Source organism: Burkholderia pseudomultivorans (genome assembly GCF_001718415.1).
Classification (GTDB): domain Bacteria; phylum Pseudomonadota; class Gammaproteobacteria; order Burkholderiales; family Burkholderiaceae; genus Burkholderia; species Burkholderia pseudomultivorans_A.
Window position 1 is genome coordinate 3,604,883 of the sequence record NZ_CP013378.1, and the last position, 23,735, is coordinate 3,628,617.

Consider the following 23,735-nt stretch of genomic DNA (forward strand, 5'->3'; position numbering starts at 1 on the left):
GGCTGCGAGCCATCCGGCGGCCATCCGGGTGGGGTTTCGGGCCGAAAAACGGCGCCGGCCGCCACGCCGACACCCCGTTCCGACCAAAAAGAAAACCGCCCCGAGGGCGGTTTCGTCATGCGCGTGCACGTGTCATGTCGCACGTGCCCGAGAGCCGATCAGCGCCAGCCGTTGTGACGGCCGTGATCCCAGTGACCGCGATCGCCGCCCGGGCCGCGGCCGTGGCGGCGATACCACTCGTCGCGCCCCCAGTAGCGACGGCCGTCCCAGTAGCGATCGCCATGCCAGCCGATCACGATCGCCGGTGCCGGCGCGTAGACCGGCGCCGGCTGATAGACGACCGGCGGCGGAGGCGGCGGCGCATACACGGGTGCGGGCGCGACGTAGACCGGAGCCGGCACGCCGAGATTGATCCCGACATTGACACCCGCCATTGCTGCGCCCGACACGAGCAAGGCCGTCATACCGGTCATGAGCGAGGCAACACGCAAGGTCTTCATGGATTCCTCTTTTGGGGTTGTTTGATGTGTGATTCGACTATAACGGCAAGCGTCGTCGCCGCATATTTCAACTTTGTAAGAACTGATGCGCAGAATCGCAACACGACGTGTCCGCTAACGTCTTGTAACAATCGACGGCCCGACCGGGCGCCGTTCCGCACACCGCAGCGCCTTTCCCGGCGCGGCATTCGCGCCGGCCGCACGTGCCACGCGCCGGATCATATCGTCCGCGCGCGCCGCGGCGGACGAAAAAAAAGCGGCACCTGCGTGCCGCTTCCGGTTGCCGGCGCCATGCGCGGCGACATCGCTCAGCGCGACATCATGTTCATGCTGACGTTGTGCATGACCCACAGCGTGCCGACGATCAGGATCGCCGCGGTCAGCACCGTGTAGCTGAACGCCATCACGTTCCAGCGCTGCCCCGACGAGCCGTTCATGTGCAGGAAATACACGAGATGCACGACGATCTGCACGAACGCGAGCACCGCGAGCGCGACCAGCGACGCATGCGGCGACAGCACGCCGCCCATCACGAGGCCGAACGACGCGGCCGTGAGCAGGACCGACAGGATGAAGCCGGCGACATACCCGCCGACGCTGCCGTGCCCTTCTTCGAGTTGAGACGAATGCGAATGGGCCATTTAGATCACGCTCGCAAGATAGACAAAGGAAAACACGCAGATCCACACGATGTCGAGGAAGTGCCAGAAAAGGCTCAGGCACGTCAGACGCCGCAGGTCGCGATCGGTCAGGTCGCCGCCGCGCGACACGATCTGCGCGGCCAGCACGACCATCCACAGCAGGCCGGCCGTCACGTGCAGCCCGTGCGTGCCGACCAGCGTGAAGAACGCCGACAGGAACGCGCTGCGCTGCGGGCCGGCGCCTTCGGCGATCAGGTGCGAGAACTCGCGCAGTTCCATCGCGAGAAACGCCGCGCCGAGCACGAAGGTCACCGCGAGCCAGCCGAGCAGCGCGCCGCGCCGCTGCTGGTACGCGGACAGCATCGCGAAACCGTAGGTGATGCTCGACAGCAGCAGCGCGGCGGTTTCGACCGCCACGCCCGGGATGTCGAACAGCTCCTTCGCGGTCTGGCCGCCCGCATACTGGTGGCCGAGCACGGCGAAGGTCGCGAACAGCGCCGCGAAGATCACGCAGTCGGTCATCAGGTACAGCCAGAAACCGAACACCGAATGCGACGGCGGATGGTCGTCGTGCTCGAGCAGGGTTGCGCTCAGGGTTTTCTGCAACATCAGTTGGCCTCCAGTTCCACGTCGTCGACACGCGCGGCCACGCGCGTCGTCGATTGCTTCTCTTCGATCTTCCGCACCGTCGACGCGGGGATGTAATAACCGTCGTTATCGCGCGAGCTGTAGACCACCAGCGTCGCGACGATGCCGACCAGCCCGGCGATCGCCAGCCACCAGATGTGCCACACCATCGCGAAGCCGAGCACCAGGCTGAAGACGCCGATCACGAGGCCCGCGCAGGTATTCGACGGCATGTGGATGTCGCGGAACGTCGCCGGGTTCGGCCGGCCGTCGCCGCGCGCCTTCATGTCCGCATACGCGTCGAGCGTGCGCACCTGCGGAATCACCGCGAAGTTGTAGTCGGCTGGCGGCGACGTGGTCGCCCACTCGAGCGTGCGGCCGCCCCACGGATCGCCGGTCGTGTCGCGATAGGCCGGCAGGTTGCGGTTGCGGATGCTGACGACGAGCTGCAGCAGCTGGCAGCCGATGCCGATCGCGATCAGCACCGCGCCGAACGCGGCGACCAGCAGCCACGGATGCCACGCCGGGTTGTCGTAGTGGTTCAGGCGGCGCGTCATGCCCATGAAGCCAAGCACGTACAGCGGCACGAACGCGACGTAGAAGCCGACCTGCCAGAACCAGAACGCCGCCTTGCCGAGCTTCTCGTTCAGCTTGAAGCCGAACGCCTTCGGGAACCAGTAGTTGAAGCCCGCGAGATAGCCGAACAGCACGCCGCCGATGATCACGTTATGGAAGTGCGCGATCAGGAACAGGCTGTTGTGCAGCACGAAGTCCGCACCGGGAATCGCCATCATCACGCCGGTCATCCCGCCGATCGTGAACGTGACCATGAAGCCGATCGTCCACAGCACCGGCGTCGTGAACTCGATCCGGCCGCGGTACATCGTAAACAGCCAGTTGAACACCTTCACGCCGGTCGGGATCGCGATGATCATGGTCATGATGCCGAAGAACGCGTTCACGTTCGCGCCCGAACCCATCGTGAAGAAGTGATGCAGCCACACGAGGAACGACAGCACCATGATCGCGCAGGTCGCGTACACCATCGTCTTGTAGCCGAACAGCGGCTTCTTCGAGAACGTCGAGATGACTTCCGAGAAGATCCCGAACGCCGGCAGGATCAGGATGTACACCTCCGGATGGCCCCACGCCCAGATCAGGTTCAGGTACAGCATCGCGTTGCCGCCGGCTTCGTTCGTGAAGAAGTGCATGCCGAGATAGCGGTCGAGGCCGAGCAGCGCGAGCGTCGCGGTCAGGATCGGGAACGACGCCATGATCAGCACGTTCGTGCAGAGCGCCGTCCACGTGAACACCGGCATCTTCATCAGCGTCATGCCGGGCGCACGCATCTTGATGATCGTCACGAAGAAGTTCACGCCGGTCAGCAGCGTGCCGACGCCCGAGATCTGCAACGCCCACAGGTAATAGTCGACCCCTACCCCCGGGCTGAACTGCAGCTCCGACAGCGGCGGATAGGCGAGCCAGCCCGTCTGCGCGAATTCGCCGATCACGAGCGAGATGTTGATCAGGATCGCGCTGACGGCCGTCATCCAGAAGCTCAGCGAGTTGATGAACGGGAACGCGACGTCGCGCGCGCCGATCTGCAGCGGCACGATCAGGTTCATCAGGCCGACCATGAACACCATCGCCATGAAGAAGATCATGATCACGCCGTGCGCGGTGAAGACCTGGTCGTAGTGATGCGGCGGCAGATAGCCGGGCGCGTTGTACGCGAGCGCGAGCTGCATGCGCATCATGATCGCGTCGGCGAAGCCGCGCAGCAGCATGATCAGCGCGACGATGATGTACATCACGCCGAGTTTCTTGTGGTCGACCGTCGTCAGCCACTCGGTCCACAGCCATTTCCAGCGGCCGGTGATCGTCAGGGCGGCGAGAATGCCCAGCACGACCAGCCCCATGAAGGCGCCGGCCCCCATGATGATGGGCTGATCGAACGGGATCGCCGAGAGTGTGAGTTTGCCGAACATGCGTTACCCCTTCGTGCCGCAGGCGGCGTCCTTCAGGTCGAGGACGTGGCCATCGTTGTATTTCGCGATGATGTTGTGGAACAGTCGCGGATCGACCGTCGAGAAGTAGCGCACCGGCGCCTTCTCGCTCGGCTGCGCGACCGCGCCGTATGCAGTCGCGTCGAGCCGGTCGGGCGACGCCTTCACTTTCTGCACCCAGGCGTCGAACTGCTCGCGCGGCTCGGCGAGCGTGCGGAACTTCATGTCGGAGAAGCCGCGGCCGCTGAAGTTGGCGGACGTGCCCGCGTAGTTGCCGGGCTCGTCGGCGATCAGGTGCAGGCGCGTCTGCATGCCGGCCATCGCATAGACCTGGCCGCCGAGCTGCGGAATGAAGAACGAATTCATCACCGAGTCCGACGTGATGCGGAAATTCACCGGCGTGCCGACCGGAATCGCGAGCTGGTTCACCGACGCGATGCCGAGTTCCGGATAGATGAACAGCCATTTCCAGTCGAGCGCGACGACCTCGACGTCGATCGGCTTCACCGACGACTCGAGCGGCTTGTACGGATCGAGCTCATGCGTGGTCTTCCACGTGAGCACGCCGAGGAACAGGATGATCAGCGTCGGCACCGTCCAGATCACCACCTCGATCGCGGTCGAGTGCGACCAGTTCGGCGCATAGGTCGCGTTGCGGTTCGACGCGCGATAGCGCCACGCAAACCACATCGTGAGCAGGATCACCGGCACGACGACGATCAGCATCGCCCATGTCGAGGTCGCGATCAGCGCCTTTTCCGCCGCGCCGACGCTTCCTTTCGGATTTAGTACATCTAAATTACAACCTGACAGGCTTAAAGCCGCGCCGATTGCCATCAGCGCCGACCAGCCCCTTGAAGCTCTTCTTTTCATCACACTGCCCGAGAGTCATTGAATCCGTTGCGTACGCCCGATGCGCATTCGATCCACGAAAGTGGCCGAATCATACGTCGCGCGAGCGCAATGAAAAATCGATTGATGCGGCAAATCATCATTGCGGAATCTGCGGTGAGTCATAGTGTCGCGGGGCAATTTCGCGGAGCCGGAAGCCGGCCCGGCGCCGAGCGCGCCGGCCCGCAATCGATGCGCGCGCAACGACCGCGCCGTCGCCCGGCGCAGCATTGCACACGCATGGTGCATCGCGCTCAGCCGTGAGCCGACGCCATGTACGAAGGTTGCGCGGGCGCGGTGTCGTCCCCTGCCGGGACCTTCGAATGACTTGCCTCGTCGAGCAGGCGCCCGACGGTCGGATCGATCGCGTCGGTGAACGGCTTCGGATAGACGCCGACCATCAGCACCACCAATGCGAGCGACGCGAACATCACGATCTCGCGACGGCTCAGGTCGGCGAGCTGCGCGATGCGCGGGCTCGACACCTTGCCGAACACGACGCGCTTGAGCATCCACAGCGTGTACGACGCGCTGAAGATCAGCGTAAGCGCCGCCAGCGCACCGATCCAGAAGTTCAGGCGGATCGCGCCCATGATCACCATGAATTCGCCGACGAAGCCCGACGTGCCCGGCAGGCCGACGTTCGCCATCGAGAACAGCAGCACGAAGATCGCGAAGCGCGGCATCACGTTCGCGACGCCGCCATACGCGGCGATCTCGCGCTGCTTCGTGCGATCGACGAGCACGCTGACGCAGAGCAGCATCGCGCCGGCAACGAAGCCGTACGACACGAGCTGAACGATCGCGCCTTCGACGCCGATCCGGTTGAACAGGAACAGCCCCAGCGTGACGATCCCCATGTGCGCGACCGTCGAATACGCGAGCAGCTTGCCGAGATCGGTCTGCGCGAGCGCGACCAGGCTCGCGTAGACGATCGCGAACAGCGACAGCGAGATCACGGCCGGCGCGAAGAAATGACTGGCGTCGGGCGTGATCGGCAGCGCGAAGCGCAGGAAGCCGTAACCGCCGAGCTTCAGCATCCCGAGCATCAGCGCGGCGCCGGTGGGGCCGTCCGTGTAGACGTCGCGCAGCCACGTATGCACGGGCCACATCGGCACCTTGACCGCGAACGCCGCGAAAAAGCCGAGGAACACCAGCAGTTGCGGCGCGAAACCGAGCTGCAGCGTGCGCCACACCGCCATGTCGAACGTATGCGACTTCGCGTACAGGTACAGGATCGCCATCAGCAGCAGCAGCGAACCCGCGAACGAGATGAAGAAGAACTTCACGGCTGCATGAATGCGATGCTCGCGCCCCCACGTGCCGATCAGCAGGTACAGCGGAATCAGCGTTGCCTCGAAGAAGATGAAGAACAGCAGGCCGTCCTGCGCGACGAACACGCCGACCATCAACCCCGAGAGGATCAGGAACGACGCGTAGTACTGCGCGACGCGCACCGTGATCGCTTCCCACGACGCGATCACGACCACGAGCGTCGTGAACGCCGTCAGCACGACGAGCCACAGCGACGCGCCGTCGATGCCGACGCGCCACCCGGAACCGAACGCCGCCAGCCAGTCGCGGCTTTCGACGAACTGCATCGCCGCCGAATGCGGCGCGAAGCCCGCGACGAGCGGGACGACCGTGGCCAGCCCCGCGATCGCGCCCGTCAGCGCGATCAACCGCGTTCGACGCGGATGCTGGTCGGAACCGGCACGCAGCAGGCACGCGCCGAACAGAATCGGAACCCAGATAGCCAGGCTCAGAAAGGGAAAATCATGCATGTCAACAGGGCCTAGAGTGGGTCGCGCACGGCATCGGGAACGCGCACGACGAAAGAAACGAAACCAAAACGACAGGTAGATTTCGCGAATCGCCAGTGTTGGCAAAATGTAAAGCGGCATCGAACGAAAACTTGACGCCGCTCAAACGCAATCGGGTTAACCAGCATAAAGCGGTTGATTATTTTCTGCATCGCAGCAAAGCATCGTTTTTTCGCGAGATCGCAGAGCATTGATTTGAATATGTAATTTTTTGTATTCTGCGGCGACACGCAGCGCTCGAATCGGTGCGATGCGTCATTTTTGACGCGATCGCAGGGTCGCAAGGGGTCAGAATGTTGCGAGCGCAACCATCGCGGCTCGCGATTCCGGGGCGGCGACTTCCTTACGCCGATCATTACATTTTTATTTCTATTTGCTCCGATTCTGCGCCGATCGGAAATGGTGTTTTGCAGGCGATAGCGCAGGTCGGCAAGTGTGCAAAAGAAAAAACCCCGCTACGCGGGGTTCTCGATGCAAGACAGGAACACGCCCCGCCCGGGCCCATCGTCGCCGCTATCGCTCGTGACTCAAGCGATCCCACACGCGCATCGTCACCGCACGATAGTGGTTGTGCTGCGCGGGGAAGTGAACGAAGCGGCTATCGCGCGTGGCGTAAACCGGCGAAGCGGCCAGCGTCATCGCATCGACGATGTAGCGCGCATCGATCATCCCGGACTCCAGCAGTTCGACATAGATCGCCTGCTGGTCGCCGCCGCTCGCATAGACGGACGAACGGTCGTCGAAGCTCTCGATGCGCGCGCAGATCCGCTCGACCAGCGCCCGCATCGGCGCCACGTTGCGCACACCGATCATGCAGGAATTGACGGCCCAGGCCGTATGATCGGTGCCGATCACGAAGTCGCGCGCCGCGATCACGCTGTCGGCCGGCTGGCGCTGGTTGATCGCCAGAATGTCCGCGTCGACCCAGAACACGAAATCGTGATGCGGCAGATGTTCGCGAATCAGATGCAGCTTCGCCCAGTTTGCATCGACGCCGTCGGGCAGGAATGCGGGCGGCGTGCGATACGCGTGGTATGCATAGCCGTGCCGCGTGCAGTAGCGAACGAAGTTCTCTTCATGAAGGTCGCCATAGCCGGCGATGGGCGAGGTATGCAGGCTTACGAACGCAATGCGTGCGCCGGGATTCACATGCCGTTCCGGCTCGCGCGGACGCTGCTGCGCGGCGCGCCACTCGCCCATCGCGTCCGGATGCTCGCCGCGCTGGAATCGCTCGGCATCGTCGACAAGCGCCTGCACGTAGCGGAAATCGTAATCGACGGCCGGCACCCACGCACCGTCGACCTGTCGCCACTCGGGCGCATGGTGCGCAACGAGCGGCTGGGCGCCGGCGATCGAATCGATCGCGAGTCCGTCGAACCATACCGTCTGCGCCGACGCGAAATGGCCGTTCTCGAGCCGCACGTCGAACGGCAGCGGTGGAAAGCATTGCGCGAGCAGCGTCGCCTCGCAGTCGTGCCGCCGCTCCGGCATGTGCATCGCCCATGCGCCCAGCGTCGCGATCAGCGCGCGCAAGCGTTCGCGCACTTCGAGCGTATTGCGGAAGATCATCCCGCTCGCCGCAGGCAGCGACGAGCGGGACGCCTGCGTCGTGACGATCGCATCGTAGCCGTGCGCGACATCGGGCAGCGGATGCGGACTGTACACGACCGAAAACGGGTCGAGCACGAGCAGCACGGCACCCTGCTCCATCGCGACCAGCTGCCGGGCGATCGCGTGGTACTTGTGCAGCACCTGTTGACGCTCGCCGTAGACATGCGTGCCGTCGACGATCGCATGCGCGTAGCCGTGGCGTCGCGCGTAGCGCTCGTGGTTCGCGACGAGGCCGTCGACGGGGCGATGGGAAAGGAGAGTCAGTACGGAATGCATCGGGTCGGCATGCGCCACGGTGAGTCGTGTCAAACGATACACGATATTGGGTGGGGTGCCGGGGGTTGGGTGGCGGCGGACGGGCCGGGTGCCTGTTTGAGGCTAGCCTCACGCCCGCGCGCGACAATCCAGCAAACCGACTCCTTTATAGATGGATCTTCAAGATGCCGGGCATACCAGTTTCGGCGTTCGGACTGCCTAGGTACGTCCATTGCACATCCTTCATCGCGACATCGATGAACCGATCACCCGCAGGCGGAAACATCTGTCCTTTTTCAACGAACGCCTGACGGTCCCACTGGTTATATATCCTCGCCATCGGGTGCTCAGTGTCCACGCGACTTTCCCATATTCCGCTTTGCGGGCAACGTTGTTGACCGTTACATTGGACCAGTGAAGCGGGTTCAGGAATTTCACGCAGCAGCCCGGCATCGATCATGTGCTTCAGGAAATCATGCCGTTGCGGAGGAAGAGCATAGGCTTCACCGAGGTAATGCCACTGTACCTGCTCTGCCGCTAGCCAGCCAAAGGGCGACGCCTCAAAATGCTCACCGACCTGATAGCGTTCTGGCATGTTCCGGCGTGCGGGAATGAGGTCAGCCTTGGGGACCGAGGACGGCCCGTATAGCGCAATCCAATAGCCGTCGCGCGGCACCGGCTCGCTTCCCATGACGACTAGCGTGCTTTGCTCCAGCGCTGGCACGGCATATCCGTGCGGTATGAACTCGCGCCCCTGCGATGCCGCGCTCTTCTGCGTTTTGGGGGCAGGCGTCACTGCCTTTGCGCCGTCGATCAACGTTTGTACTTTACCGTCCCATTTCGGCAGCGGAGCTGGCGGCAATGGAAGTACCTTGTCAAGATTGGGTAGCTTCAGGCGTCCTTGATAGAACTCAAGCGCATCTCCGAGCTTGCTGTAACGCTCAGCGCGCGCTTTGTCGATATGGCCAACAAGATTCGTGCCCTCGGTAAGATCCATCCCATCAAATTCTGTAAACAGCTTATTTGCACACTCAGCGGAACCCAGCTTGACACCTAGATGGAGAACGTTAAGCGCGCGAAGCTTCGCTTCAGCAGTCTTCGGCCTCGCGTAAACGTGCCCTAACTCTTTCGCTGCATTCCCGTCCCCTTGAGCAAGGGCGCACTCTAGCATCTGTGTCGCAACAGGCAGATTGCCCCAGAATTCACCACCGGGATCATCATAGGCAGCATCTGTCTTTGTTCCGATAAATGTTTGCGCTGAGGGACTGCCCATATCCGCCGCGCGCTGAAAAAACGCATAGGCGCTGGTGGCATCACCGCCTTTAATCAGTCCATTTTGATGATAGATCCCCATCGTGTCGTAGGCGTCTGGCACACCCAGCTTCATCGCCTTTTCAACCCAACGGATAGCGGTTTCGGGATCGTGATCAGGGACTCCAGGGCGGTTACTTAATATTAATGAAGCGATATTGAGCATAGCCTTCCAGTGATTACGTTCGGCGGCCTGCGTGTATAGTTGATAGATTTTCTGGTAATTACGCTTGTCGTAGTCAATATTCGGATCATCAAGTGCCAACGCCTCCTGGAACCACAACTCAGCCTGGGGGTCGATGGGTGGAACGTGTTGGTTCTGATACACACAAGTGAAGGTCTTGCGGTGCGGACTAAACAACGGCAGCTTCTCGTAACGCGGGAGATCGGACATGGATATACTCAGCTTGCTGGTCACATCGGTAAAAGGGCTAGCCTGCGAGTCAGCAGTCAATACACATACACTGACGATCAGAAATCGCAGAACGGGACCAATGAGTTTCGTTTTAGATCGAATCATCTTAAGCAATGGCAGATGTATCTGAAGACGACGGCACCGTCACGGAGGCATGCATAGTGCCAGTAGCGCGATGATCTTCGAAAGGCAAAAGAAAACCTTTGAGAGCTGCGTTACCTGATTTCCAAACATCGCGATTGTTGTCCATGCGAGCCACCCACCGTTTGAACGTCGACGGGATCTCTTTATAATCGCCGCTACCGGGAATATCGCCACCCGAGTGAAGCTTGAATATTCTCTCCCGAAGCGGAGCTGCGTACTCTAAGCCAGTCGCACCAATATTGATCTCGCTATCCACTGTCATGCTGCGCTGATTCATGTTTGCACTTCCAACCGTAATAAATACATCGTCGATGATCATCAATTTCGAATGGATGTAGATTTCACGGTAGGCCATTCCGTGCCCCGGAATGGGTCCGCTGGTACGTAGTCGGGCAACGCTAACCTTGATTCCATATGTGGATGCGAGTTCCTGCACGCTAGGGTGATCGAGCACTTTTTTCTGCAAAAAGACGGGCCCTTCCCCGGTATCCACTTTGTACGATACAGTCCTTGCGTCAGGATAATCCTGGGATCGGTGATTTTCTTTATCATAGACCCCTTGATTGGACATCGCCGGGTTGTTTGCAGTCGGATCGCTCGCACCAAATTCGGTGAGCATGTCGTAGGTGCGAGGAATCATACCGTCATCCTCAGGATGCGGAATGACGATGAACATATACAGGATTCCCATCTCGCTACTCGGCCCTCCAGCCTTTTCCGTCCACGCCGCCCTATGGGCTTGTCGTGTCGCTTTCAGCTGTTGAGCAAAGGTCGGATAGAAGAAATACTGATTCTCCATGTAAATATAGTTGCGCGCCCAGGAACTCGCATGGAGATAGAGTTCTTTTATCGTTTTATCCTTATCCCGGGGATGCGTGCGGACAATCTGTACGGCATGATTGGGATTTTCAGGGACCTTCTGAATTTTACTGGGTATCCCTACAAGCTCCGTCATTCCGTGAGAATCGGGAGCATAGTAATTCCAATCCCGTGCAAAGTTTTCGTAGACCCGCTTTAATGCTGGGCCGAACAGACGGCACGCATAATCCTGATAAGGACGGCCATGCTGATACCCCTTCGTTGGGACTTGATCCAGCGTTGCTTGCTCATGAGCCTGCTCTGCTTCCAGTGTTTTGCTCGCCAGGAATTCCCGCCGGGAATCATCGATAACATGCTCCGTCGTGTCCCAATAGTCAGTCACCGAGTTCAGGCCCATAACATAGCCAACCGCTTTATAGCCGTCCTCGTAGTCGTAGTCGATCACGATCGGCTTCTGATGATGGGTCGGATAGCTCGTCATCAAAGGACGTTCATTGGTCGGCAATATGCCCGTTTCTGGCTTGACCTTCTCGTCGGCTAGCGCGTCCACAGCATCCGCTGAATCGACAGAGCGGAATGTCACCAGCAAGTTTTTGTTTTTCCCGCTGCAATTGCCCTTGGGTCGATGGGTCTTCCACCACTCGATGCAGTATTTCTGGCGCTCCTTTCCATCGTAAGGAGATTTCGATGTACCGACGATAAAGGCTGCCGGATTTGTAAAGGGATTGTGCCCCGTGTCGGAATAGCCGGGAACGTTGTTCTGTTTAGCCGAAGCGGTTTCTTGGTACCAAACCATCAATCGGACAGTGACACCCTTATTCGCGACCTCCTCAAGCAGTTCACCGTAAGTCTGACCGCGGGGCCACGTCGTTTTACTTTTATCTCGGACGAGTTCCATGCCAGGGTCGAAGCCCCAACAGCACAGATTGACGGACCCTTTTGCGAGTTTGAGGTCATTCGCGATGTTCGCGAATCCCTCTTCGCCACAAACAAAGAATTCAAGGTGGTTTTCGTAGGTAATCGGCGCAATGTCCGTGCGGTTTTCCAGCAACCATTGTGCCGATGACTTCGCCGTTCGCGACTGCTCGTCAATCGCGACCGTGGCGGGATTTTGAGATTTCAGGATACAGTCGACCACGTTCAGATCCTCATTATTAGTAGGTCAGTTGCGGCTATCCGTTCAGCCGTTCGCCCCGGTTAGTTCGCTGGTCGTGGTGATCGGGATCGGCTTGAAGGGCGTCCTTGACCTTTAGATCAAACTGCCCGCCATTGGAAAGCTTGACCTGATAGGCGGATGTACCAGGCTCATGATCCTTTACTACGACACGCCCGAATTCGTCCGTTACACCTTGGCCGATTTTTGCACCGCCTTTGTACAGATCATATGGTTCGTTCACGTACTGATGGGCCTCGCTGGGGAGCGCCCCTAACGCGAAGTGCAGTTGCCCCTTCTCCGGTGGCAACGCAGAAATGCTCGGCGTGCTAACGCTGTCCGGTCCGACGAACGTATGGTTCGCCGCGTGGACCTCAAAGCTACCCGACGTCCCGCTCTTGACCTGTCCTGCCGTCCATCGGGTATAACTGCCGCCGCCGTTAATCTCAACCTCCTGCTGGGCGCTGATAGTTATTTTGTTAGCCGTTACCGTGACGTTCATTTTCGCCAGCAGGTTGATACTGTCTTTTAACGCCTTCACATCGATGTCGCCTGCCGCCGCAACGAGACGCATGCCCGCTTCCGTGACGAACAAGCGCAGCGCTCGTCGCGCACTTGCGAAGAAGCCACCGCCCGTGCTGATCGATACGTGCTCACCGCTCGTCAATGAGGTGGTCTTGCCGCTGCTCAGGTGAATCAATTCCGGTGTGCTAGCAGCAATCCCTGCGGGACTCGCCAACACCAGATGCGGCTGCTCGAACTGTTTCAAAGTACCGCCGCCCTGGATACCTTTCGCCTGCGCTTTCAGAGTACCGGCAACGGCTTTCTGCTCGCCGTCCTGCGCACCAGCGGATTGCGCGGACTGCGCGAGGCTCGCTGCAGTGTCCTGGGCGCCTGCCAACTGGAGGTTCACCTCGTCGACACTGAACGCATCTCCGGTCGCACCAGGGCGCGGGTGGGTGGTCAGTAGCAGCCCACGCGCGCCGCGCACGGCTGCATTCCCATCGGTACGCAATTCCACCCCTTCGCCACGCTTTTCACCGCGACCAGCCGGTTCGCTCACGCGCGTGATATAGCCCGCATGCAAACCAGATTCGAGGTGGTCACTGCGTATCTGCGTCTGCACCTGCCCCTGTGTGTCATCCTTCAGCCAGACGTTGTTCTGTATACCGCCGATTTCCTTGCTGACGAAGCCCGATAGTGGGTGCTGGTCTGGCAGGTTCCACTGCGGTCGATTCGTACCGTTCCCGACGCGCGCAGTAATGATTGGCCTGTCCGGGTCGCCATCGAGAAACGATACGACCGCCTCATCTCCGATTCTAGGCAACTGGATGCCACCGAAGCCACCGCTCGCCCATGGCTGCGCCACACGCACCCAGCACGAACTCTGCTCATTGCGTTGACCGATCCGGTCCCAGTGGAACTGAACCTTCACGCGACCTAACTCATCGGTGTAGATTTCCTGGCCTGGTGGGCCGACCACGGTTACCGTCTGCATCTGCATGATTGGCTTGCGATGTTCGAACGGACTGCGGAATGGAACAGACCTGCGTTGCGTTTCGATTTCCACGAAGTAAAAACCCGTGGAGCCGTCCGGATGAGCGATGCTGGCCGCACCGATCTCTTCACGGCTAGCCGCTGCTTCGACTAGTTTATTTCGCAGGCTGCCGGGTAAATTCGCATGATGGCTTGACCCCGGAAGATTGTTTTCAATCAGCCAAGTGGCTTCAATGACAACGAACTCGCGTCTACCAGCGGGATCCCGGTCGTGCTCAGGGTGTCCGGTCAACTCGAACCAGCGGCCAGCATCGACTCCACGCAAACCGCCCATGCCATAAAATCGTTTGGCGCGCGACTCCCATTCTTCCATGCGAATTTTGGTCAGGTACTCGCCACGATCGTCCTTAAAATACGTATACGGGCCGGTATATTCGTAGACTTCGAGTTCCTCCGGCAACTCATGCGACAGCGTTGGCACATGGGTGCCTTTCGGGTTGCCGAGTGACGATGGGCTCTTGTAATCAAACGTCCGCGTTGTCAGCACGGCACTATGCAGGTTTCGCATTCCTGACCAGTGCAGTAAAGCGTCGGTCTCACTATTGATGCCGTCTCGCGAGAACGCCACGTTCTGCGGGTCAAGTGGCTCACATGCGTCCAAGCGGTCAGTAATCGTCAGCGTATGCGACCTGCCATCCTCGCCCTGCTTCCAGATACCGAACAGTCCTTCCGCTTCCATGAGCCGATGAACAAACGTCCAATCGTCTTCATACTGCGTGCAATACGACCGCGGTTCGAGCGGTTGCGAGACGACGAATCTGAATTGACCTTTCGCCTGGGAGTGCGCATTGAAAACGTCCGTCAGGATTTCATCAACTGGCTTGTCCTGCCAGATTCGCTGGTCGCGGCGGAATTTTAGGAAATACATCCACGACGCAAAGCGAATCTGGTAACTAGTCAATCCGCCTTCCGACCCCAGCCGCCTGACCGAATAAACATAACCGTGTCGCGGAAGATAGGATTTATTGGGTTGCTGGAGCCACAGGGTGACGGGCTGACCAATTAACTGCTTTAATTTGATACTACTGCTAGTCGACTGGACATCGAGTATGAACTCAAAATGCCGCCCAATGCGTGAGCATCCCGCGACACGTTGCGGCAACAGCACGTCCGGACCGAGCGGTGTATCGAGCTTGATCAGCCTCTCACTCTGAATCAAGCCACCTTGAATCGCTCTCACAATGTCCTGCGCATTCATGTTAAGTCCCTTTTATTATTTTTACTCGGCCACCGTCATCGAATTGACACGCCAAGGTGACAGATTCTACCGCCTATTGAGCTTGGCAATTGCTAAAAATGCTGAACATCCACCTTCGTGTCGCCGTTGCGTTCTGCGCGTCTGACACATGTTGACGATCGACCTCAAGCATATTTTCAGCATGAAAGGGGCTTTTAACGCCCCTCTCCCACCGCCTCTCTGAGAGCGACGGGTCATCAGCTATTCCGGCGAAGTGCAACCGGTTGCGCCACGTCGCTCCATCCCAAAATGGTCGTTCGTTGCGACCACCTCAAAGCACACAGAACGGCAGATCATTGCGCGCCACCGCCAAGCCGACAAGGAGTGCCGAGCCGGATGCGCTCAAGCCGTCTCTCGGCGATGGCTATCAATCGGGCCCAAAAAGAAAAAGCCCCACAAGTCCGAAAACTTGTGGGGCTTTGTCACCGCTTTTGGCGGAGACGGAGGGATTCGAACCCTCGATCCAGGTTTTGGCCCAGATGCTCCCTTAGCAGGGGAGTGCCTTCGACCTCTCGGCCACGTCTCCCAAACTTTCGCTCGCACCAGGGAGGCAGTGCGACGAGAACGAGATAATATAGGGTTTCGAACCGTTCGTCAATTTCCGTGATGCATTTTCTTCGATGCATCACGAAAGATTCACGATGCCTGGTCGAGTTCGAATGCCTTGTGCAGCGCGCGGACGGCCAGCTCCATGTACTTCTCGTCGATCAGCACCGAAATCTTGATTTCGGACGTCGAGATCATCTGGATGTTGATGCCCTCTTCCGACAGCGTGCGGAACATCTTGCTCGCCACGCCCACGTGCGAGCGCATGCCGACGCCGACCACCGACACCTTCGACACCTTCGGGTCGCCCTGCACGGTCTCGGCGTTCACATGGCCCTTCACCTGATTCGTGAGGATGTCCATCGCCTTCTGATAGTCGCCGCGGCCAACCGTGAACGTGAAGTCCGTCTTGCCCTGCACGCTCTGGTTCTGGATGATCATGTCGACGTCGATGTTCGAGTCGGCGACCGGCCCGAGAATCTGATACGCGATGCCCGGCTTGTCGGGCACGCCCATCACCGCAATGCGGGCTTCGTCGCGCTGGAACGCGATGCCGGAAATGACTGCCTTTTCCATGGTCTCGTCTTCTTCAAAAGTAATCAGGGTGCCCGAGCGCATTTCTTCGTCGAGCGCAATCAGCGGATCGGTCAGGCTCGACAGCACACGCGTCTTCACCTGGTATTTGCCGGCGAATTCGACCGAGCGGATCTGCAGGACCTTCGAGCCGAGGCTCGCCATTTCCAGCATTTCCTCGAACGTCACGCGGTCGAGGCGGCGCGCCTCTTCGACCACGCGCGGATCGGTCGTGTACACGCCGTCGACGTCCGTGTAGATCAGGCACTCTTCGGCACCCAGCGCAGCCGCGACCGCCACCGCCGACGTGTCCGAGCCGCCGCGGCCCAGCGTCGTGATGTGACCGTCCGGATCGACGCCCTGGAAGCCCGTGATGATCACGACCTTGCCGGCGTTCAGATCGGCCTTCACGCGCTCGTCGTCGATCGAGTGGATGCGCGCTTTCGTGAACGCGCTGTCGGTCTTGATCGGCACTTGCCAGCCGGCGTAGCTCACCGCTTCGACGCCGATTTCCTGCAGCGCGATCGACAGCAGGCCGACGCTGACCTGCTCGCCCGTCGACGCGATCATGTCGAGCTCGCGCGGGCTCGGCTGGCTCGAAATCTCTTTCGCAAGACCGAGCAGACGGTTGGTTTCGCCGGACATCGCGGACGGCACGACCACCATCTGGTGCCCGGCCTGATGCCATTTTGCGACGCGTTTCGCGACGTTCTTGATGCGCTCGACCGAGCCCATCGAAGTGCCGCCGTATTTGTGTACGATGAGTGCCATTGTCGTTCTGAACTGGAGGAGAGACCGCACGGGCGCGCTGGGCAGACCGCGTTGCCGTTCGGTCACGCGGCTTGTGGCTGTGGACGGACGACGAGAGGAACGGCTGGGACGCAACACGCAAGCGTGACGGATTTTGCCCGGAAGGCCGATCAGGCCGCGCAAACCGGGTACGTCACGCGGAAAACCTGCACAAATCGCTCAAAAATCGAGCCGAGCAAACGACCGAGCGTACCCGATAGACGCCCGCTTGACAAGCCGCTCGCCGCGCCGGCAGGTGTTCCGGCGCTGTTTACCAAATGGTGAAAACCGGCGCGCCATCGCTGCGCCAGACGCCTGCGTCGAGCTCGGGCTGCGTCACGCGATCAGCAGGTCGGGCCGCCATTCGATCCGCCGCCAGCCGTCGTCGGCCGCCGGCCGGCCATCGAACAACCCGCCGTCGCGGTTCACGCCGAGCCTCGGCACGTAGATCAGGTGCTCGCCCGCGAACAGCAGCGGCACGTCGCGCTGCCACGCCGGCACGCCGCGCTCCTGGAACAGGTTCTTCAGCGTCCGGCCCGGGCCGCCCGGCGACGTGCGCATCCGCTCGCCGCCCGCGCGGGCACGGACCACCAGCGTCGCGCCGCGCAGCAGCGTCTCGGGCAGCGCATCGTCGCTGCCCGGGGCGGCCGGCGCAAACACGAACGTGCCGCGCCACGCCGGCAGATGCCAGACTTCCTGCCCCGTCCATGCGAGCGACGCTGCCGCGTGCGGCGTGCCGGTGCCGTCGTCGGCCGGGTCCGCGCTGTCGCCCGCCTCCCAGTAGACCATGTCGCGGTAGAGCCGCAGGCACTGCCCCGCATGATCGACGCGCAGCGCATGCGCATCGTGCGCGTCGCGCAACTGGCGCATCATGCTGGCGAGTCGCGCGGCCGAGGCGCCCGGCAGGCCGAGCGTGCGCATCCAGTAGCGCAGCAGGTTCGCGCCGCGCTCGTCGTCGAACGCCATCAGCGCATCACGCGACAGCGCGCGGCCGTCGTCGCGCGCAACGCCGGCGAAATCCAGTTCGGCGAGATCGTCGAGCAGCCGCTGCGCGGCGGCCGCATGCCGGGCCGCGCGGCCAAGCGCATCGCGAAAGCCCGGAAAGTGCACGGCCAGCGCGGGCAACACGTCGATGCGCAGCGCATTGCGTGCATAACGCGTATCGCCGTTCGATTCGTCGTCGATCCACGCGAGTTCGCGTGCGACCGCGTAGCGTTCCAGTTGTGCGCGCAACAATCTCAGCAACGGCCGCACGCGCTCGACGCACGCGCCGTCGGGACGATAGCGCGGCGCCATCGCGGCCAGCCCCGCGATTCCCGCGCCGCGCAGCAGCTGCAGCAGCACCGTTTCCGCCTGGTCGTCCGCATGCTGGGCGATCCACAGCACGGCTGCGCCGTGGCGCTCGCACATCGCGTCGAGCGCCGCATAACGGCGCTCGCGCGCGCTCGCCTCGATGCCGAGGCCGCTGTCGCGCGGCACCTCGACCCGCATCGCGTCGAACGCAACGCCGAGCCGCGCGGCGGTCGCTTCGGCATGCGCGACCCACGCATCGGCGTTCGCGCTCAGGCCGTGATGCACGTGCAGCGCGACACAGCGCGACGCGCCCGCGACGCGCACGGCCGCGTCGAGCAACACCGTCGAGTCGAGGCCGCCGCTGTACGCGATCGCGATGCGCGCATCGGACGGGACGCCGGAAAGCGCAGCGCCGACCGCATCGAGGACGACGCGGTCGGCGGAGAATTCGGTCGGGGGAATCACGGAGCGGACGTGCGCACGACGGCGCACGGTGCGAGGAGCGAGCCGGTCATGCGCCCGGCGTGGTTTCCTTGAACTTGCCGTAGGCCATCAGGCGCTCGAAGCGGCGCTCGCGCAGCGCATCGATGCTCATGCCCTGGAACTGGCGCAGCGAATCGGCCAGCGCACGACGCAGCAGCGCGGCCATGCCCTTCGGGTCGCGATGCGCGCCGCCGAGCGGCTCGTTGACGATCTTGTCGATCAGGCCCAGCGCCTTCAGTCGATGCGCGGTCAGGCCCAGCGCTTCCGCAGCCTCGGGCGCCTTCGCCGCGCTCTTCCACAGAATCGAGGCGCAGCCTTCCGGCGAGATCACCGAATAGGTCGAGAACTGCAGCATCATCACGGTGTCGGCCACCGCGATCGCGAGCGCGCCGCCCGAACCGCCCTCGCCGATCACGGTCGTGATGATCGGCGTCTTCAGTTCGGCCATCACGTACAGGTTGCGGCCGATCGCTTCCGACTGGCCGCGCTCTTCTGCGCCGATGCCCGGGTATGCGCCCGGCGTGTCGACGAACGTGAAGATCGGCAGCCCGAACTTCTCGGCCAGACGCATCAGGCGCTCGGCCTTGCGATAGCCTTCCGGACGCGGCATCCCGAAATTGCGCGCGGCGCGCTCCTTCGTGTCGCGGCCCTTCTGGTGGCCGATCACCATGCACGGATGGCCGCCGAAGCGCGCGAGGCCGCCGACGATCGACAGGTCGTCCGCAAACGCGCGGTCGCCGTGCAGTTCGTGAAAATCGGTAAACAGTTCCGCAACGTAATCGAGCGTGTACGGACGCTGCGGATGCCGCGCAATCTGCGAAACCTGCCACGGCGTCAGGTTCGCGTACAGGTCTTTCGTCAGTTGCTGGCTTTTCTTCGACAACCGATCGATTTCTTCCGAAATATCGACAGCCGAGTCGTCCTGCACGAATCGCAGTTCTTCGATCTTGGCCTCGAGTTCGGCGATCGGCTGTTCGAAATCCAGAAACGTGGTCTTCATGTGTTCGAATCCTTGGGTCTTGCGGCAGCGCGTATTCTACCCGCGCGCACGACGCGCAAGACCGGCTCTCAACTATTGATGTTTAAAACCCGATAGCCGCCACTCCGGCGCCGTTCAGGCGTCGGCGTCGGGCGCATCGAGACTGCGCCACATGTACCAGGTCGCGACGGTGCGCCACGGTTCCCAGTTGGCTGCGACTTCCCGCGCCTCGCTGCGCGTGACGGGTTCTCCGCTGAAGTAATTGACGCTGATCGCGCGGATCAGGCCCGGATCGTCGAGCGGCAGCACGTCCGGCCGCGACAGGTTGAAGATCAGGAACATCTCGGCCGTCCAGCGACTGATGCCGCGGATCTGCGTGAGTTCCGCGATCACGTCCTCGTCGTCCATCGACGTCCATTTGTCGACGTGCAGCGCACCCGACACGAAGTGCTGCGCCAGATCGAGAATGTATTCCGTCTTGCGCTTCGACAAGCCGCACGCGATCAGTTTGTCCGCGCCGAGCCGGATCACCGGCTGCGGCGCGAGCTTCGGGCACGCGGCCTCGATGCGCGCCCACAGCGACTGCGCGGACGGCACCGAGATCTGCTGGCCGACGACCGAGCGCGCGAGCGTGACGAACGGGTCGCCGCGCTTGACGAGATGCGCGGGCCCGAACTTCGGGATCAGCTTCTTCAGGATGCGGTCGCGCTTGACGAGATCGGCGCAGGCCTTGTCCCAATATGCGGGACGTACGCCGACATCCGCGCCGTCGATCGCCGCATCGGATGCGCGCGTCTTGCGGGTCGCGTCGGCGGCCGGCATCGCGGGCTCCGGCTGCGCCGCATCGGCGCCCTTCGCGCGCGCGGGCTTCGCTGCCGGCTGCGCGTGACCGTTGAGTGCGCCGTTCGGCACGGCGCGCGTCGCGTCCGCCTTCGCCGCCGGCGCGCGCTTGGCTGCCGGACGCGCGGCGACCGGAGTCGCACGCCTGACCGGCGCTTTTCTGGCCGTTGCCATCTTGCCTCCTACCCGACGGATCGGTCAGTGGAACGCGCCACGCTCATACGCGACGCCATTCGGTCGATCCGCCCGGTTTGTCTTCAAGCGCGACGCCGGCCTCGAGCAGTTCCGCCCGGATCCGGTCCGCTTCGGCATAGTCCTTCGCTTGTTTCGCCGCGACCCGCGCGGCGATCCTCGCTTCGATTTCGTCGGCCGCCAGCGCGCCAGCCTGCGCGGCGCCGGACGCCTGCTGCAGGAACGCGCGCGGTTCGCGGCCGAGCAGGCCCAGCAGGCCCGCCAGTTGCTTCAGCTGCCGCGCGAGCGACGCGTCGCGCGTGCGGTTGACTTCCCCCGCCAGCTCGAACAGCGTCGCGACCGCGACAGGCGTGTTGAAGTCGTCGTTCATTGCGGCCGCGAAACGCTGCGCGTGCGGCTCGTTCCAGTCGAGCGCGAGCGTGTCGGGCTCGACGTCCTTCAGCGCCGTGTAGAGACGCGTGAGCGACGCGCGTGCATCGTCGAGGTGCACGTCGCTGTAGTTGAGCGGCGACCGATAGTGCGTGCGCACGATGAAGAAGCGCATCACCTCGGCGTCGTACCGCTCGAGCACTTCGCGGATCGTGAAGAAGTTGCCGAGCGATTTCGACATCTTCTCGTTGTCGACCTGCACGAAGCCGTTGTGCATCCAGTAATTGACGAAGGTCTGGCCGGTCGCTCCCTCGCTCTGCGCGATCTCGTTCTCGTGGTGCGGGAACTGCAGGTCCTGGCCGCCGCCATGGATGTCGAAATGCTCGCCGAGCAGCGTGCAGCCCATCGCCGAGCACTCGATGTGCCAGCCCGGACGCCCCATTCCGTACTTCGACGCCCACGACGCGCCTTCCGGATCCTCCGGCTTCGCGCGCTTCCACAGCACGAAATCGAGCGGATCTTCCTTCGCGTCGTTCGACGCGACGCGCTCGCCCGCGCGAAGATCGTCGAGCGACTTGCCCGACAGCTTCCCGTAGTTCCTGAACTTGCGCACCGAATAATTGACGTCGCCGTCGCTCGCCTGGTACGCGTAGCCGTTCGCCTCGAGCTTCTCGATCATCCCGAGCATCTGAGGAATGAACAGCGTCGCGCGCGGCTCGATGTCGGGCCGCTGGATGCCGAGCGCGTCTTCATCCGCGTGCATCGCGTCGATGAAGCGGTCGGTGAGCGACTTGATCGTCTCGCCGTTCTCGACCGCGCGGCGGATGATCTTGTCGTCGATGTCGGTGATGTTGCGCACGTACGTGACGCGGTAGCCGATCGCGCGCAGCCAGCGCTGGACGAGGTCGAACACGACCAGCATGCGCGCATGGCCCACGTGACAATAGTCGTAGACGGTAATCCCGCATACGTACATCCGCACTTCGCCGGACTGGCGCGGCACGAAAACTTGCTTGTCACGCGCGAGCGTGTTGTAGATGCGCAGTGATTCCATAGAGATGAACCGTGAGCCGAAGGAAACCGCCCTGGCGAAGCTCGCCCAGCATGCGAAACGGACGGACCACCTGCTGCGGCGCGACGCCGCGCGTCCTCGATATCACATGGGGCGGTCAGGCTGCAAGCACAGCGGTGACGGCCACGAGAGGCAAAGAAAGACTGTCTGCCGCTCGCCGGAACGCGCAGACGTTTTGTTAGAATGGCTCGGAGTATAACATTCCGATTTACGCCTATGAAATCTCATCGCGGCCGCGCGCCGAGCGCTGCGACCCTCGTTGCGACCGCCGTCATGGGCGTCGCACTGGCCCTGTTCGCGGCCCCCGCCGCGCATGCGCAGAAGGCCCCCGCCACCGCCGACGGCACGCCCGAAATCGATGCATCGATCGCCGGCAAGCAGTGGAAGCAGGCGCTCGCGCAGCTCGACGCGCGCATCGCCTCGAACCCGCACGACGTGCAGGCGCAGTTCAAGCGCGGCACCGTGCTCGCACGCCTGAACCGCGACGACGACGCGATCCAGCAGTTCGTCGCGATCACGCAGGCGTACCCCGAACTGCCCGAGCCGTACAACAACCTCGCGGCGCTGTACGCGAAGCACGGCCGCTACGACGAAGCGCGCGCCGCGCTCGTCACCGCGACGCAATCGAACCCGAGCTACTCGCTCGCCTACGAAAACCTCGGCGACCTGTACCTGCGCCTCGCGGCCGAATCGTACAAGCGCGCGCAATCGCTCGGCCGCACCAGCGGCGCGACCGCGCAGCGCCTCGCCGACATCCAGAAGATCGTGTCGCCGCCGAAGTCCGCACCGAACGCGCACGCTGCCGCGCCGGCCACGCGCGAGTACACCGATCGCGCCGCGGCCAACGTCACCACCACCACGCTGCCGATGTCGCCGACGTTCCAGTTCAGCGGCCCGTCGGGCGCGCTGGCCGCGCCGTATGTCGCGCCGTCGCAGTAAGCGGCGCGACGTCTTCCCTCCCTTTTCACCCCCAACCTGAGGATCGCAATGAAACGTCTGTTGCTGGCGCTTGGCGGCGCCGCCCTTCTCGCGACCGCGCCCGCGTTCGCGCAAACGGCCACCGCGCACCCGGTCGTGCAGCTCAAGACCTCGCAGGGCGACATCCGTGTCGAGCTCTACCCGGAGAAGGCGCCGAAGACGGTCGCCAACTTCCTCGAGTACGTGAAGGCCGGCCAGTACAACGGCACGATCTTCCATCGCGTGATCAAGGGCTTCATGATCCAGGGCGGCGGCTACAAGGCGAACTTCGACGAGAAGCCGACCCGCGCGCCGATTCCGCTGGAGAGCAAGAACGGCCTGAAGAACCTGACCGGGACGATCGCGATGGCGCGCACGAGCGATCCGAATTCGGCCACCGCGCAGTTCTTCATCAACACGGTCGACAACGCGGGCCTCGACTACCCGAACCCGGACGGCAACGGCTATGCGGTGTTCGGCAAGGTCGTGTCGGGCCTCGACGTCGTGAAGAAGATCGAGGCGGTGCCGACCACGTCGCGCGGCCCGATGCAGGACGTGCCGGCGCAACCGGTCACGATCGAATCGGCGAGCATCGTCTCGAAGTAAGACCCTGCCGGCCTGTCCGGCGCCTCACGCGGCCGCGTCGCACGAC

17 protein-coding genes, 1 tRNA gene and 1 pseudogene are annotated in these 23,735 nt (G+C 62.2%); 3 read left to right on the forward strand and 16 right to left on the reverse strand.

What is annotated here, in order from left to right; translation table 11 throughout:
- Window positions 1-158: 158 nt before the first annotated feature.
- From WS57_RS28975 to WS57_RS29035, 12 genes are all read right to left on the reverse strand, one after another.
- A complete protein-coding gene (locus WS57_RS28975; RefSeq protein WP_009692721.1) occupies window positions 159-500 on the reverse strand; it encodes a hypothetical protein in 342 nt (113 codons plus the stop codon).
- Window positions 501-808: 308 nt separating this feature from the next.
- The gene (gene cyoD, locus WS57_RS28980) at window positions 809-1,141 is read right to left on the reverse strand and encodes a cytochrome o ubiquinol oxidase subunit IV (RefSeq protein WP_009692722.1); all 333 of its coding nucleotides are present in this window, start codon (window positions 1,139-1,141) and stop codon (window positions 809-811) included.
- Window positions 1,142-1,750, reverse strand: coding sequence for a cytochrome o ubiquinol oxidase subunit III (cyoC, locus tag WS57_RS28985; RefSeq protein ID WP_009692723.1), 609 nt, complete (start codon window positions 1,748-1,750; stop codon window positions 1,142-1,144). It abuts the gene before it with no gap.
- Window positions 1,750-3,756 carry a cytochrome o ubiquinol oxidase subunit I gene (gene cyoB, locus WS57_RS28990; RefSeq protein WP_059518822.1) on the reverse strand — a complete coding sequence of 669 codons (2,007 nt, stop codon included), beginning with the start codon at window positions 3,754-3,756 and terminating at the stop codon, window positions 1,750-1,752. Before cyoB ends, cyoC begins: the two co-directional genes overlap by 1 nt.
- Window positions 3,757-3,759: 3 nt before the next feature.
- Complete coding sequence (cyoA, locus tag WS57_RS28995) at window positions 3,760-4,647, reverse strand: ubiquinol oxidase subunit II (protein WP_059518823.1); 888 nt, start codon at window positions 4,645-4,647, stop codon at window positions 3,760-3,762.
- 272 nt (window positions 4,648-4,919) lie between these two features.
- Window positions 4,920-6,449 (reverse strand): complex I subunit 4 family protein, encoded by a 1,530-nt coding sequence (locus tag WS57_RS29000; protein ID WP_059518824.1) that lies wholly within the window; start codon window positions 6,447-6,449, stop codon window positions 4,920-4,922.
- A 552-nt stretch (window positions 6,450-7,001) separates the two neighbouring features.
- Entirely contained in the window at window positions 7,002-8,375 is a 1,374-nt protein-coding gene (locus WS57_RS29005) for a hypothetical protein (RefSeq protein WP_059518849.1), read from the reverse strand.
- Window positions 8,376-8,520: 145 nt separating this feature from the next.
- Complete coding sequence (locus tag WS57_RS29010) at window positions 8,521-10,059, reverse strand: tetratricopeptide repeat protein (RefSeq protein ID WP_009692729.1); 1,539 nt, start codon at window positions 10,057-10,059, stop codon at window positions 8,521-8,523.
- A 127-nt stretch (window positions 10,060-10,186) separates the two neighbouring features.
- Window positions 10,187-12,181 carry a phospholipase D-like domain-containing protein gene (locus WS57_RS36375; RefSeq protein WP_009692730.1) on the reverse strand — a complete coding sequence of 665 codons (1,995 nt, stop codon included), beginning with the start codon at window positions 12,179-12,181 and terminating at the stop codon, window positions 10,187-10,189.
- 34 nt (window positions 12,182-12,215) lie between these two features.
- A complete protein-coding gene (locus WS57_RS29025) occupies window positions 12,216-14,951 on the reverse strand; it encodes a type VI secretion system Vgr family protein (RefSeq protein WP_009692731.1) in 2,736 nt (911 codons plus the stop codon).
- 471 nt (window positions 14,952-15,422) lie between these two features.
- A tRNA-Ser gene (locus WS57_RS29030) sits at window positions 15,423-15,516 on the reverse strand.
- Between the two features lie 110 nt (window positions 15,517-15,626).
- Entirely contained in the window at window positions 15,627-16,880 is a 1,254-nt protein-coding gene (locus tag WS57_RS29035; protein WP_009692732.1) for an aspartate kinase, read from the reverse strand.
- Between WS57_RS29035 and WS57_RS38400 the strand changes: the two are divergent.
- Window positions 16,863-17,100, forward strand: a pseudogene (locus WS57_RS38400) (hypothetical protein); the annotation flags it as partial. The gene WS57_RS29035 and the pseudogene WS57_RS38400 sit on opposite strands and share 18 nt — an antisense overlap.
- Window positions 17,101-17,234: 134 nt before the next feature.
- Here WS57_RS38400 and tilS read toward each other — a convergent pair.
- From tilS to cysS, 4 genes are all read right to left on the reverse strand, one after another.
- Window positions 17,235-18,656, reverse strand: a complete 1,422-nt coding sequence (gene tilS / locus WS57_RS29040; RefSeq protein WP_069245500.1) for a tRNA lysidine(34) synthetase TilS — start codon at window positions 18,654-18,656, stop codon at window positions 17,235-17,237.
- A 46-nt stretch (window positions 18,657-18,702) separates the two neighbouring features.
- The gene (locus WS57_RS29045; RefSeq protein ID WP_009695370.1) at window positions 18,703-19,674 is read right to left on the reverse strand and encodes an acetyl-CoA carboxylase carboxyltransferase subunit alpha; all 972 of its coding nucleotides are present in this window, start codon (window positions 19,672-19,674) and stop codon (window positions 18,703-18,705) included.
- 114 nt (window positions 19,675-19,788) lie between these two features.
- Window positions 19,789-20,667, reverse strand: a complete 879-nt coding sequence (locus WS57_RS29050) for a DNA-3-methyladenine glycosylase family protein (RefSeq protein WP_059481261.1) — start codon at window positions 20,665-20,667, stop codon at window positions 19,789-19,791.
- A gap of 43 nt (window positions 20,668-20,710) precedes the next feature.
- Entirely contained in the window at window positions 20,711-22,108 is a 1,398-nt protein-coding gene (cysS, locus tag WS57_RS29055) for a cysteine--tRNA ligase (protein ID WP_009689443.1), read from the reverse strand.
- A gap of 234 nt (window positions 22,109-22,342) precedes the next feature.
- Between cysS and WS57_RS29060 the strand changes: the two genes are divergently transcribed.
- Window positions 22,343-23,065, forward strand: a complete 723-nt coding sequence (locus WS57_RS29060) for a tetratricopeptide repeat protein (RefSeq protein ID WP_009689444.1) — start codon at window positions 22,343-22,345, stop codon at window positions 23,063-23,065.
- 48 nt (window positions 23,066-23,113) lie between these two features.
- The gene (locus WS57_RS29065) at window positions 23,114-23,689 is read left to right on the forward strand and encodes a peptidylprolyl isomerase (protein ID WP_009689445.1); all 576 of its coding nucleotides are present in this window, start codon (window positions 23,114-23,116) and stop codon (window positions 23,687-23,689) included.
- The last annotated feature ends 46 nt before the right edge of the window (window positions 23,690-23,735 follow it).